This is a genomic window from Planococcus soli, from assembly GCF_016881065.1.
In the GTDB taxonomy this organism is placed as follows: domain Bacteria; phylum Bacillota; class Bacilli; order Bacillales_A; family Planococcaceae; genus Planococcus; species Planococcus soli.
In genome coordinates this window covers 1-14,377 of the sequence record NZ_WXYN01000051.1, presented here as the reverse complement: position 1 = coordinate 14,377, position 14,377 = coordinate 1, and the positions used below count along the sequence as shown (strand labels likewise).

The window sequence follows — 14,377 nt, the reverse complement described above, 5'->3', positions numbered from 1 at the left end:
CTTTTGATCAAAACATCCCCAAAAGATCCTCAAACTTATCTATCGAATGATCAAACCCACTAACTTCCCCGAAGCCATACGCTGCATAAACAAAAGGAACCCCTGCAAATTTTGCGGCTTGGTGGTCGCCTTCCGTATCTCCGATATATACAGGGCTGACCAACTTATTTCTCTCCATGATCAGTTTTATGTTTTCGCCTTTGGTCAGTCCGGTTCTTCCGGGGTTTTCGAAATCGAGGAAATGCTTATCCAATTCATGGTAGGCATAAAAGCTTTCGATGTAGCCTTCCTGGCAATTGCTGACGATGTACAATTTGTATTTCTTACTCAATTCTTTTAATACTTCTTCCACTCCGTCAAATAGTTGACCGCCCCGGGTGCTTAAGTACTGGCATTCGACTTTTGAGAATTGCTTTAATAAGGCTTGCTGTTCTTCTCCAGACAAGTCCGGGAGCAGTTTTTGCCCGATTTCTTTTTGCTGGAGCCCCATGACCCCTTTCACATCTTCTTGCGATAATTCGACCTGAACTTTCTCCGCCTTTAATACACTATTCCACGCCTCTCCGACGACAGCCGTAGAATCCCAAAGCGTTCCATCCAAATCAAAAATAATGCTATCCATCAAATCACCTGATCCTTTCCAAACATTTCGGTTATATTTAACAATCATCGTTCTTTAACCGCTTAGGGCATGGCTCCCGCAAGAAGCCGGGAAAGCCTCCGTCTTCATGCTTCGCCTATCCCATGGACGCGCCAACGCTGATGTATATTAAGCAAAATACAAGCTTCTATTTCTTTACTAACATTCTTACGGCAGACGCAGTTATTTTTGCAAAATATCCGCTTTGAAAGATCATTAGTTCAACTTATATAGCCAACTCCTATTATATATGGAAAAGAGGAGCACTCAAAACCTTCTCCTCTTCCATCCATACATAGATTATCTCACTTATTTTTCAATACCTGTTAATGGATCAATTGTACTTACCCGCTAACGCTCCTGTTTCTTTTCCATGCAAACATAACACTATAATGTTTTGTTATTTTATGTTCCTAAACCTAATAAGAATAACCATCATAATTCATAGTCTTGTTAAATTAATTCTACTTGTTCATATCGCATTGTAAACATTCAGGAGAAGGATGATTTCTTCGATAAAGCATTAACGAAAAATAAATATATCAAAAATCCCATTCCAGCAGTACGGAATGGGATTTTGCTATTAACATTTAAACTATTAACGAAACTCAGGATTCATCGCTCTCGCTAAGAACACCGAATACTCCGCACGAGTTGTAGGTTCACCAGGATGGAAAGTCTTATCCGGATATCCTGTCGTGATGCCATTCTCGTAGAGATCCGAAATATAGCCCTTCGCCCAATGCCCCGATTTTACATCACTAAAATGATTCGCCTTACTCGATTTCAATTCGTAAGCGATGCTAATCACTTTGGCCATCTCAGAACGCTTCAAAACATCATTTGGCGCAAAGGTGCCGTCTGGATTGCCCGTGAACAGACCGGCTTTTGATACAGCCGCAATGTAATTTTTTCCCCAATGCTTGGCTGGAACGTCTTTGTAGCCAGAAGAAACGTCTTCAATCGGCAAATCCAATGCCAACGCCAACATCTTCGCTGCCTCTGCACGTGTCGTATCTTTATCGGGTTGGAAACCGCCATTCGGGTAGCCGCCAATAATTTGGTCATCCCCTAAGTACATGATTTCATCCAATGCCCAATGAACCACTTTCAAGTCAGGGAAGTTGCCGTCGACGACTGTGACGCTAATGGCCGCACTGCTGTTGCCATCAGCATCCATTGCGGTAATGGACAGTTTCGTTCCGATTTTTTGTTTCTCGATGTTCACTTCGTAGCTGCCATTGGAATCGGCTGTTGCCCTGCCGATAGTAGTCGAGCCGTTTTTCACACTCACTTTAGACGCCGCTTCCGCTGTTCCGATGATGCGTGTGGAGTGATGTGTCACCTTGTTATCGAATGAAAGGGCTGGAGGTGTGCCGTCTACGACCCCGGTTTCCTTTGCTGAGCTGACGTTTCCAGCCGAGTCTGTTGCAGTTACCGATAAAGCCGTGCCTGCTTGTTGCTTAGCAACCGCAATAGAGTATGCTCCGTTGCTTGCCGCTACAGCTTCGCCTAATAAAACACCTTTTGATGTAACTTTTACAGTTGATCCGGCCTCTGCCGTTCCCGTTACTTTAACAGCGCCTGCAACTACTTTGTCGACTACTGGTTTTGCCGGGGGTGTGGCGTCTGTCACTGTAGTATATGTGGATTCACTGATGTTCCCTGCATCATCCATAACATAAAGCACCAGTTCCGTACCCGCAGCCAACCGTTCAATTGAGCTTTCGAAATGACCATTGCCGTTCACCTGTATGGTAGTGATGGTGGCATCATTGGCTAAGATGGTTAATTCTGTATTCGCTTCTGCTGTTCCTGTAATGGATGTCGATTGATCTGTCACTTTTTGAACTATTGGTTTATCTGGAGACGTGGCATCCACTACTACTCGTTCTGTAGCTTCACTTTCATTTCCATTCGCATCCATGACAGACACGTACAATCTAGTTCCGGCGATTTGCTTAGGAATCTCCATTTCAAAGTAAGAATAACTAGAATATCCTTCCTGCGAAGAAATTATAGTACCAGCTTGATCGCGAACAATAACTGTTCCATTTTCTATTTCAAATGAAAGATAACCCGAAATGCGGGTTGAATTATCCTGGATTTCATCAACTGCAGGTGAAGGAATATCTACAATCTTCAATGCCTGTCTAGCGTTAACCAATCCGTTTCCATAGTAATAATCTTTGCCATAAGCGCCCAAATCTTTTGTGGTGGTCAGTAACCGAGTCACGACCTCATCATTCGTCAGATCTGGTTCATTTGCTAAAACCAATGCCGCAACACCTGATACCACTGGCGCAGCCATAGAGGTGCCACTCATCCAACCGCCTGAATTGTACGGAAGGGTCGAATAGATGGAACTGCCGGGTGCAACAATATCGATATCATATCCATAGTTTGAAAAATACGACTGATAGTTTGAAGAATCTGTTGAACCCACCGAAATAACGTTGTCATAGGCAGCTGGATAACGTGTTTGGGAACTTGAATCATTTCCTGCAGAAGCCACGATAACCAAGCCACTTTGGTAAGCGTATTGAATCGCATTATTATAGGACGTATTGTAAGTGTAGCTGCCAAGACTCATATTGATAATATCAGCGCCGGACCATACAGCCTGGTAAATGCCTTCAATTACATCGGACGTATATGCCGTCTCTCCTTCAAAAACATCAATCGGCATAATGCTTGTTTTAGGAGCTACTCCAGCACCAAATGCATAGTTATCAATTGAACTACCAATGATACCAGCAACATGAGTTCCATGATCATCGACACTAAATCCTGCGTCTGAAGTAAAGTGTGGCGAAACAATCTGATTTGCTAAATCTTGATGATTGATATCGAACCCTTGATCTAAAACCGCCACAACAACATCAGAAGACCCCATGGTTTTATCCCAGGCTCTTTCTGTCTCTATATTCGTGTGATGGTATTGGTAGTAATTGAAATAAGGATCGTTCGGTGTGTAGGTCAGCTGAACCAAGTGATCAGGCTCTACACTTTCAATGTCTTGTCTTGCTTCTAATTCCTCAATAAAAGCATCAACCGTTTCCCCTTCCGGAACTTTTAATGTCGCGATTTCATCAGTATCTACAGTGTTTACAGTCACAGCATCCAAATCCTTCTGTTCACTTTTCACACTTTCTTTAAATGTGACGATGACTTGGTCCGTCTCTTTTGCTTGCGTGACAATCGGTTCTTCGCCTTCAGCATATACACTAGTATTCAAAGTATTGCCTAATAAAACCACACTCAATAGTGCAGCTGAAATCTTCATGCCTCTTCTCATTCTCATGTCTCCCTCAATTTATCCTACTATTGCTAAGATGTTTTATATTACCTATATTATTATACTTTATACCTAATAATAAATACTATGTAAGAAAAAATAAAACCAGCAATGTCAGTAAAAATACTGACTTTGCTGGTTTTTCGCATTTAGGATACTGCCGAGATTCCCCACACTAAGTTGTTTTGCCTAGTGGCGCAGTTTCTTCACTTAATGCCAATTATTGCTTTTCTATTTTCCAATCGGCGAAGAAACCTTGTTCAGGAACTCTCGAACAAGCACCAAATAATCTTCGTTTTCTTCATGCTGCGGGGAATGTCCGCTGTTTTCAAAAATGACCAGTTGCGAATTCGGGACTTTCTCTGCTATCAGTTCGGAGCATTCGACCGGAGTGATCCAGTCATGTCTCCCCACAGTCACAAGTGTAGGTACCGAAATTTTATAGAGATCATTGTCTAAGTTAAAGTTCGGCTTATTATAGCGGAAGGCATAGTTATGTGTTTCATAGCGGTAATAGATGGAGTCAAGCCGCTTCTTTACCGCCTCTTCGTCAAACTCTACAGTATACAGCGGTTGGATTGCGGTGAACATTTCCTTCAGTTCTTCATTGGATTCTGTTTTGCCAGCGAACAAACGGCGGATGCCGTCTTCTTCAATGCCTGGCAAGTTGCTGTCTAATGCACGATCGATCGATAAATGATCAAAGCCGTTGTTCGAACCAGTGTCCCTTAGAAGCACATGGGTGACATTATCAGGATATCTTAAGACATATTCCAAAGTCAGAAAGCCGCCATAGGATCCGCCCAGAATTTTTATCGGACCATCCACCAGTTTTTTTCGCATTTCTTCAATATCGGCAGTCCATTGCTCATGTGTGAACGGCGGGTTTCCTTGCGAGCGGCCTGAACCCCGCATGTCCATAAAGACCAGGCGATACTCATCCCCTAAAGCTGAAAAAGCCTTAATATCGCCGCGGCAATCGCCTAATCCAGGCGCTCCATGAATAAAGAAGATTGTCTCTCCTTGTGGATTGCCATGGACTTCATAATAGAGTTCATTGTCATTAATCGTTGCGAACAAATTGCATCTCTCCATTCTTAGATTATTTTTTGACGAATTTAGGGTCTAAAGCATCTCTTAGTCCGTCTCCCAAGAAATTATAAGCAAGAACGACAATCGTAATGGCAACTCCCGGCAAGATTCCAAGAACCGGCGCAGTCCATATATATTGCTGAGAATTCTGCAGCATATTCCCCCATGTCGCAGTCGGCGCCTGAATTCCTAACCCTAGATAACTAATGGCACTTTCCGTCAAAATAGCTGCAGCAATGGTCAATGTCCCGGCCACAATGATGGAAGGAACAATTTGAGGAATAATATACTTGGTTAAAATACGAAATGGCGTAGCCCCGGAAGCATTGGCGGCTTCGACAAACTCGTATTCTTTCCATTTCAACGTTTCACCGTATACAACACGCGCAATTTCCATCCAACCGGCTAAAGCGATGACCACAATAACCATAGTTGGGCTTGTGCCAAGCACGGTCAGTGCAACAAGGATAAAGAAGAAAGTTGGAATAGCCATCATGGCTTCGGTGATTCTCATCAGGATCGATTCAACCACTTTTCCGAAAAATCCCGCACACGCTCCGACAACTGTTCCGATCAATAAAGAAAACAGCATAGCAGCCAAGCCGACGATCAATGTAACCCTGCCGCCATGAAGCATCCGGGCAAACACATCACGGCTTAAATCATCAGTTCCGAAAGGATGTTGGAGTGACCATCCTGCCAATGACCCCGCTGCCTGCAATTCTTCAGGATTTACTCTCCAAACTACCGGCCCCAGAAATACGGCTATATGAATCAACACCAAAAACCAAAATGAAACATACGCGACTTTGTTGTTGCGCAAAGCTTTCAATACACTTGTTTTCCCTTGGCTCGGCTTTGCATCAATTTCTCCCGTCAATGTCGGTTTTGCTGATACCATCACTTCTCACCCCCTGTTCAAACATTTTTAACCCTAGGATCCACTCGAGAATATAGGATATCGACAAGCAAATTACAAACAACAACTACCACTGTAATAACCACCGTAACGCCCATTACCAGCGGATAATCCCGGCCTCTTGCTGCTTCGATGATCAATGTGCCGATTCCGGTCCAGCCGAAAATGGCTTCAGTAATTACTGCTCCGCTCAATAGCCTCGGAATCAGCATACCAATGATGGTAATGATGGGAATCAACGAATTCCGAAGGGCATGGACGTATAAAACGATAGATTCTTTTGCCCCTTTTGCCCGAGCAGTGCGAATATAGTTTTGAGAGATGACTTCAAGCATCGACGAACGCGTGAAGCGGACGATATTTGGCAGCACGGTTGTCGTTAAGATCAGGACAGGCAAGATTAAATGGGATACATATCCCCATAGATTAAATTCTCCCCCTCTGGAACCTACTCCAGAAGAAGGAAGCCATCCCAAATTTATCGAAAACAGCAAAATCAGCATAAGGCCCAGCCAAAATGCCGGTACTGATAAACCGATTACACTGAAAAAATTGATGACATGGTCTTGGGCTTTTCCACGCTTGATCGCGGATAGTACCCCTAAGAATATTCCAAGCAAGACAGAAATGATGATGGTGAAGACGGTCAGTTCAATCGTATAGGGAAGCCGTTCTAAAATACGCTGAGTAACGGGTTCGCTCGTATTAAAAGAAACTCCCAGGTCACCTTGTACAGCATTTGTGATCCAGTCGACATAACGAACCAACACCGGTTGATCCAATCCTAAGTTTTCAACCATGGCTTGGCGCTCTTCCGCAGTTGCATCCATCCGCATGGTACTGGATGGCCCGCCAGGAGCGAGATTGATCAGAAAAAAAGTAATGATGGTGACAATCAGCAATAAAATCATACTCTGCCCTAATCGATTAACTAAAAACCTTAACATTTCATGTCCTCCTCCCTCTAGATAGTAGGAATGGAAGTGCACTCAAGAGCACACTTCCATTTTTTATTTATTCTTCGATGTACCACTTATGAATATGGTGAAGAGCGTCGCCAAAGGCCAGATCTGGAACACCTTGCAAGCTATTGACACGCACTTGTGCTTCTTGTGGATACCACAGGAAGATATACGGAAGCTCTTCTGACATGAATTGTTGTGCTTCAATATAAATTTCTTTTCGTTCTTCAATATCGCTTGTTTGTGCACCCGCCTCTAATAAAGCATCCAATTCAGGATTTTGATAAGCCGGTATGTTATTTCCAGCTACACTATTTGAGTGCATGTAGGCAGATAGATCCGGATCCGCAGGATATCTCCACCAGTTTAAGCTCATTTCATAATCGCGGTTTACGACCACATCCTGGATCATGGAATTCCATTCCATTGCATTCAAGTTGACGTCGAACCCTGTCGATAGCAAGTATTGCTGAACCATTTGCGACACTGCTTCTAAATCGCCTTGAATTCCAATTTCAAAATCGATTGTAAAAGGTTCTCCGTCTTTATCAACAATCCCGTCGCCGTCCGTATCTTCCCAACCTGCTTCTGCAAGAAGTTCTTTCGCACGTTCAGGATCATATTCGTATCGGGTTACATCATCCGTATAATAATCGGCTAATGCAGGAGCGATTCCTGCATCTGCAATGGTTCCATATCCTTTCAGAACCGTGTCAATAATATTTTGGCGATCTATTGAGTGAAGAATCGCCTGCCTCACCCGTACATCCTGATACTTCTCCACTTCCTGGTTTGCAATGATCCAGAAGAATCGAGGAGTTTCACGGGCTTCCACCGTTACGTTTTCTGCACTTTCAATTCGATCAATCGCTGATAGGTCATCCAAAGCAAAGATGGATAATTCTCCGCTAAGCAGCTGTGCGACGTGTGTATTGGCATCGGCCAATACTTTGTATTCCACTTCATCCAAAAGCGCGATATCGCCATAAAAGTCGTCATTTCGCTCTAACACAACACTTTGTCCGGAAGTATAGCTCTTCAATTTAAACGCTCCCGTACCGACCGGATTTTCTTTGTTGAACGAAGTTAAATCCCACGGGTCTTGCCCTTCAAAAATGTGCTGGGGAATAATTTCTGTATTAAAGCTCAAATAGGCGGGTAACGCAGCCACGGGGCTATCCATAATGAACTTGACCGTGTAATCATCCACTACTTGAACCTCCTGCAGCATCTGGAAATAAGAAGTGTTATTTGCACCTAAGGCTTCATTCAATACAATTTCATTGAATGTGAAAGCTACATCTTCGGCTGTGAACTGTTCCCCGTCATGCCAAAGAACATCGTCTCTCAGATGGAAGGTCCATTCCAGTTCGTCTTCCGATGTTTCCCATTCGGTCGCCAAATCAGGAATCGGCTCTAAATCTTCACCGGTTTGGGTCAACCCGGAAAAAAGGACTCTGTTTACAACATTCGATTCCGCATATGCATTAGGATGCCACGGATTAAATGTGGGATCGGCTACAATCGGGATTGAAACGCTGCCGCCTGATTGTGGTTCGCCTTCTGCCGCTTGTTCACCTTCGCCTTCTGCACTTTGAGTCGAAGTCTCGTCACCGCCCCCATATGAACAGGCAGCAAGAAGCACAATGGACATCAATAAGGTGAATAAAACAATCCATTTATTGTTTTTCATCTTCAAATTCCCCCTTAAATTATTTTGCCCACGTTTCTTCCAGCACTCTGAAAATATTGCCTCCAGCTACTTTTCGGATATCTTCTCTGCTGTATCCCTTTTTCACTAACCAGCGGATAATATTCGGGAAACATTCAGCCGGATTTTCCAATCCTTCCACATATTCCACTCTTTGCATTCCATCCATTTGTGCACTTTTAATGGAAAGCTTTCCGGACAGCAGCTCGTGCGTTCCCACATGATCACCAAAAAGTGTATCCGGCCCAAATGCCACGTGATCAATCCCGACCAGATTTGCCGTATATTCGAAATGCTCCATAAAGGATTCAATGTTGTGCTTTGGATGATTGTGGGTAATCGTCGAATGCGGAGCCGCTTCAATTGCGATGACGCCGCCTTTTGCCGCACACGCCACGATTACATCATCAGGCTTCATGCGTTTCGTATCCCATAGCCCACGTGCGCCAGCATGATTGATGGTGACAGGTTTTTCACTCGTTTCAATGGTGTCCAAAGACGTTTGGTCGCCCGCGTGGGAAACATCGATGGTAATTCCCAACTTGTTCATTCGTTGAACTGCTTGTTTTCCAAAAACTGTGAGTCCACCGTCATTCGGCTCCCTTAAACCCGCTCCCAAGGAATTGGCTTCAGAGTAGACGATTCCCATGGTGCGTATGCCAAAGCCATACAAAACATCAAGGCGGTCAAGTTCATTTTCGATCATCGTGGAAGATTCCAATGCTCCGACAAACGCGATTTTCTTTTCTTTTTTGGCACGATATAAATCTGCCATGCGTTCCGCTTTAATGACCATGTCCTGGTGCGCGATATCACTGAACCGAATTCCGATATCGTGGATTACATCTGACCATTTCCAACCGGCCTGCGAAGTGACCATTGCTGTTCCATCCATAAAGTTTTCAAATATTACATCCAATCCAGATTGGCTTAATGCTTCAAACGCTGTCCAATCACGGCCTTGACGCCTAAATTCATAGAACTCCTGTAAATTATCCGGCATGATAAATGTGTGTTCATGCATGGAAACCATATAATCTTCTTCCATAATGGTTTGCACTTGTTCTTCTTCAGCCGCTGAAACCGGGTAGTCATAAGGCGCCACACGATCGTTTTCCTTAGAAAGCTTGTACTCTTTATAATCGGTGCCTGCTTCTAAATACTGAAAAGATTTGTAGCCGTCATAATTTTTCTTGTTTCCCTGTTTTTCGATTCGCTGTGTCATACTTACACTCCTTTTGTTTTCTATGTTTTTTTGTGAAACCATAGTTAAATAAAGCTGGACTATATCGTTACAGACTCTTGGCTTTGTTCTTTGGATGAAATTGCTTGTTTGAGTGTTTGGCCTTTTTCAAGTGGGTAGTGGCATGCGGCAAAATGTTTATCACGAACTTCCAGTAACGGCGGCTCTTCAATTGCACAACGTTCCGTGGCGAGTGGACATCTTGTTCTGAAATGGCATCCTGAGGGTGGGTTTGCAGGAGAAGGAACTTCTCCTTTTAAAACAATTCGTTCTTTCTTAAGGCGGGGATCGGCTTCTGGTACTGTAGAAAGCAATGCAGCCGTATACGGATGTGCAGGGTTGTCGAAGATATTATCCGTTTCGGAAAGCTCTACGATTTTCCCGAGATACATGACTCCGACCCGATCCGATATATGGCGAACTACATTTAAGCCATGTGCGATAAATAGCATGGTCAATCCTAATTCTTCTTTGAGTTTCATCAGCAAATTGAGAATTTGCGATTGTACCGATACATCCAAAGCGGATACGGGTTCGTCCGCTACGACGAATTCAGGATTCAACGCCAGTGCCCGGGCGATGCCGATTCGTTGGCGCTGACCTCCAGAAAATTCATGAGGGTAATTGTGGTAACGGCTTGGATCCAAACCAACCAGTTCAATCATTTCTTTAATCTTCTTTTCTTTCTCAGCTCCTTTCGCAATTCCATGAATGTCATACATTTCACCTATGATTTCGCCCACTGTAAATCGCGGGTTTAGTGAACTAAAGGGATCCTGATAAATGATTTGCATCTGTTTGCGAAGTTTTCGCATTTCATGGCCTTTATACGCTAAAATGTTTTCTTCTTTAAAGAACACCCGGCCATCTGTTGGTTCTTGCAGCCTAAGGATATTCCGGCCCAGGGTCGATTTTCCACATCCTGATTCTCCAACAAGACCTAAGGTTTCGCCTCTGTAAATTTCAAACGTTACATTATCAACCGCTTTGACTATTTTCTTGGAACCGGTAAAATAACCACCTCCTTTAATCGGAAAATATTTCTTCAAGTTTTCGATCTTCACTAAAGGTTCTGCTTGTTCAGTAGGATGGCTCTTTGATTCCGGGTTCAATAAATTCACCCCCTTTTCTGTCGTTGCTCAATGAGTCGTTTTCAAGCAGCTGGTCAACATGCCAGCAAGCGACTTGCCGGGTTCCCCTGAATTCCAAAGGCGGCATTTCTTCATGGCATTTCTCGGTAGCAAATGGACAGCGGGGAGAAAAGCGGCAGCCGTCCGGTACTTCATTCAGACGTGGAATCGACCCTTCAATCGAATTCAGCGGAACACCCCGCTCGCCGTCCATTCGAGGCACTGAATCGAGCAAACCTTTTGAGTATGGGTGCAGAGGTTTGTCAAAAAGGTCCTGAGTATCCGATATTTCCATAATTTTACCGGCGTACATAATGATGATGCGGTCTGCCATCTCAGCTGCGACACCGATATCGTGCGTGATCAGCATGATCGACATATTGCGCTCCCTGCGCAATGAGCGCAACAGCTCCAAAATCTGTGCTTCGATCGTGACATCGAGTGCCGTTGTCGGTTCGTCAGCAATCAGGAGTTCCGGTTCGGATGCCAGCGCGATGGCAATCATAATCCTTTGCCTCATCCCGCCGGACAGTTCATGAGGGTATTGCTTTAAGCGGGCTTTCGGGTCTGAAAGCCCGACCAGCCGGACCATTTCTTCCGCTCGTCTCCAGGCCTCTTTTTTGCCGATCGGATAGTGGAACAGAATTGCTTCAGTGATTTGTTTGCCTACGGTGAAAACCGGATTTAATGCCGTGAGCGGCTCCTGAAAGATCATCGAAATCCTCGAGCCGCGAATTTTCCGCATCTCCTCATTGCTTTTCTTTGCCAGATCTTCGCCGTTGAACTTAATCGTTCCTTCACGGATTTTTCCGTTTTCAAATTCGACGAGGCGCATGATGCTCATGGCTGTGACACTTTTGCCGCTCCCGGATTCTCCTACGATGCAAATCGTATCCCCCCTGTTCAAGTCAAAGGAAACGCCATCTACAGCTTTTACAAATCCTTCTTTTCCTTGATAAGCAGTTACCAAATTGTCAATTTCCAAAATTTTATCCACTTGCAGTCACCTCGCCTTTAAATGAATTTTTTAGTCAGGAAGTTTCTTCTGGACGGAAAGTTCACTTTGCCTAAGATGGCGTTCAGTTTTTTCACATGCTCCTGCAGGATTGGCAGCTTTTCTTCGCTTTGTTCCTGAGATAAGCGATATTTAGGTCCCGCGATGCTTAACGACCCTAATATTTGATACTTGTTGTCAAACAGCGGGACTGAGCAGGCAGCCACATCGTCGAAAGTTTCTCCTTCGCTATAGCACCAGCCTTGTTCTCTCACTCGTTCCAAGTGCCGAAGAAACGTTTCTTTGGATTTGATGTGTTTTGCGCTATGGGCAACCCCTTCATCTACAATGCTATGTTGAATTTCAAGAGGAAGGTACGCCAATATCACTTTATGAGAAGCCCCGATATACAAAGAGCTTCTTTTCCCCACCGATTCCGCAAAGCGCACTTTTTGTTCACTTTCAACAATTTTGACAAACACCCCTTCCTCTTCATTCAGGATAGTCAGAACAACACTTTCGCCGGTCTTCAAGGCAATTTCCTTCATGATCGGCTGAATGATACTCGATATATTCAGATGCTCTTCCACCACATTATTCAACTCGATGAATTTAATGCCCAACTCATATTTTTTTGTTTCCGGGTTGCAGTACAAGTAGCCTTTATCCTCAAAGGTCGTCAGAATACGGTGAACGATAGTGTGGTTCATGTCTATCTGACGGGATAACTCTCTTAGCCCCCATGTTGGCGTTTCAACTGTGAAGGCATCCAATATACTTAATGCCTTATCAACGGTTTTCGAACTCATTTGTCCTCATCTCCTTGGTTCTATAATCGAACCACTGATTCGAATAGTGTTATTAAATATAAAGTTAACACTTTTTCAGAATAAATCAATAGATTTTATCAAAATATTCTGATTATTTATTAAATGTTGAAGGAATTTTTCTTCAAAATAAGCACATCGTTATATATGGAACTAACTTTTTAGAAGAACCAAATACGTATTGCCTCCACAAACCGAAAGAAAGCCCATTCCATTTCTGGAATGAGCTTTTTACTATTTTCTTTGGAATCTGCTTAACGAAAATCTTCATTCATCGCGCGTGCCAGGAATACAGAATACTCTGCTCTCGTCGTTGATCCGCTAGGGCGGAAAGTCTTGTCTGGATATCCGGTGGTGACGCCATTTTCGTAAAGATCCGAAATATAACCTTTCGCCTAGCCTAATGTCTGGTTTTGATATCACTGCAATAGTCTGCTTTGCTCGATTTCAACTTGTGCACATTAGTCAATAAAAATCACGTTTTGCGTTTAGTAGAAAATATCAGATTTTTTCTAGCGGTTGTGACATCTTCAGCTTTTAATCAGATTGGGTATTTCATGATGAGCTTTTACACTTTACATCGTATCCTTTTGACGACAAATAATTGGGATTCACTTTTAAGAATAATAACATGCCATTATTATTCTTAAGAGCAGCACTCTAATATCTGAAGAGGTTCTCAAACAGATTCCAACAGAGTTGTACAAATTAATAAAAGTTATCAATATGGTAATATTTTAAAAATAGTAATATACATTAACTATTTACGAGGTTATAATATAAGTAATTTGAATTACTAAATTTTTTAAAAACAGTATATTATGTTTATTTTTATACCAAAAAATAAGTTAAATTAATTAATTTTAGGAGATGAAGATATTGACTAATTGTTACGTTCATAAAGAAGCCCTTTCTGTCGGTACTTGTGTATCTTGCGGTAAATTTATTTGTGAAAATTGTAATACCGAGTTAAAAGGGAAAAACACCTGTAAAAAATGTGTAGATGAACTATTTGTAGAAAATCTAAGAAAAATGGACAAACTGGAAGATACAAGTAAAGCCCAACAACCTATGGTGTTTATGAATGCTGGAGGTGGCGGTGGTGCGGCAAGCTCCTCGGCAAGCGGTGGTGGAGACTTAGCACGAGATCCTGTTTATACAAAAAGTAAAGTAGTTGCGGGCTTACTTGCTATTCTTCTGGGAACATTCGGAGTCCACAAGTTTTATTTTGGCAAATGGATTCAGGGGATTCTGTATTTAGTTTTCTTCTGGACATACATCCCAGCTTTACTTGGAATTATCGAAGGAATCCGATATTTGGTTTTGTCTGATGACGATTTTGCACAAAAGTATGATAAGGGATATAGAGCCTAACTATTGTCTACTTAAATATTAAGAAGCCGTAACCGGAAAACCTTTAGGGTTTTCCGGTTACGGCTTCTTTTGCGATCAATTCCTGGACAAACAATACCATCAACTTTCAGGCATTCCGAAACAACATTAACAACCTATACAAAATTGCTTGAATATTGCATAGTGAATGAGCCACATATGCGTAAAA

Annotated in this window: 12 protein-coding genes; 1 reads left to right on the top strand and 11 read right to left on the bottom strand. The window is 43.0% G+C overall.

The features are described 5' to 3' along the window. Positions 1–7 precede the first annotated feature (7 nt). From GJB59_RS14955 to GJB59_RS14905, 11 genes are all read right to left on the bottom strand, one after another. A complete protein-coding gene (locus tag GJB59_RS14955) occupies positions 8–670 on the bottom strand; it encodes an HAD family hydrolase (protein WP_328822972.1) in 663 nt (220 codons plus the stop codon). 568 nt (positions 671–1,238) lie between these two features. After that, positions 1,239–3,938, bottom strand: a complete 2,700-nt coding sequence (locus GJB59_RS14950; protein ID WP_185959963.1) for a S8 family serine peptidase — start codon at positions 3,936–3,938, stop codon at positions 1,239–1,241. Positions 3,939–4,169: 231 nt separating this feature from the next. Next, positions 4,170–5,018: an alpha/beta fold hydrolase gene (locus GJB59_RS14945; RefSeq protein WP_142825880.1), complete on the bottom strand. Its 849-nt coding sequence runs from the start codon at positions 5,016–5,018 to the stop codon at positions 4,170–4,172. Positions 5,019–5,040: 22 nt separating this feature from the next. Further along, positions 5,041–5,931 carry an ABC transporter permease gene (locus GJB59_RS14940; protein WP_142825879.1) on the bottom strand — a complete coding sequence of 297 codons (891 nt, stop codon included), beginning with the start codon at positions 5,929–5,931 and terminating at the stop codon, positions 5,041–5,043. A gap of 17 nt (positions 5,932–5,948) precedes the next feature. Further along, positions 5,949–6,896, bottom strand: a complete 948-nt coding sequence (locus tag GJB59_RS14935) for an ABC transporter permease (protein ID WP_142825878.1) — start codon at positions 6,894–6,896, stop codon at positions 5,949–5,951. Between the two features lie 67 nt (positions 6,897–6,963). Then, positions 6,964–8,604 carry an ABC transporter substrate-binding protein gene (locus tag GJB59_RS14930; protein WP_142825877.1) on the bottom strand — a complete coding sequence of 547 codons (1,641 nt, stop codon included), beginning with the start codon at positions 8,602–8,604 and terminating at the stop codon, positions 6,964–6,966. Positions 8,605–8,623: 19 nt separating this feature from the next. Beyond that, entirely contained in the window at positions 8,624–9,847 is a 1,224-nt protein-coding gene (locus GJB59_RS14925) for a dipeptidase (protein WP_142825876.1), read from the bottom strand. Positions 9,848–9,906: 59 nt separating this feature from the next. Beyond that, a complete protein-coding gene (locus tag GJB59_RS14920) occupies positions 9,907–10,977 on the bottom strand; it encodes an ABC transporter ATP-binding protein (RefSeq protein ID WP_142825875.1) in 1,071 nt (356 codons plus the stop codon). After that, entirely contained in the window at positions 10,946–11,992 is a 1,047-nt protein-coding gene (locus GJB59_RS14915; protein WP_142825874.1) for an ABC transporter ATP-binding protein, read from the bottom strand. The genes GJB59_RS14920 and GJB59_RS14915 overlap by 32 nt, the downstream gene beginning before the upstream one ends. Before the next feature lie 17 nt (positions 11,993–12,009). Continuing rightward, a complete protein-coding gene (locus GJB59_RS14910; protein WP_142825873.1) occupies positions 12,010–12,798 on the bottom strand; it encodes an IclR family transcriptional regulator in 789 nt (262 codons plus the stop codon). Between the two features lie 272 nt (positions 12,799–13,070). Then, on the bottom strand, positions 13,071–13,199 hold the full coding sequence (locus tag GJB59_RS14905) for an S-layer homology domain-containing protein (RefSeq protein ID WP_142826223.1): 129 nt from the start codon (positions 13,197–13,199) through the stop codon (positions 13,071–13,073). A gap of 496 nt (positions 13,200–13,695) precedes the next feature. Here GJB59_RS14905 and GJB59_RS19390 point away from each other — a divergent pair, with 496 nt between their 5' ends. Then, positions 13,696–14,190, top strand: coding sequence for a TM2 domain-containing protein (locus GJB59_RS19390; protein ID WP_425325243.1), 495 nt, complete (start codon positions 13,696–13,698; stop codon positions 14,188–14,190). Positions 14,191–14,377 lie beyond the last annotated feature (187 nt).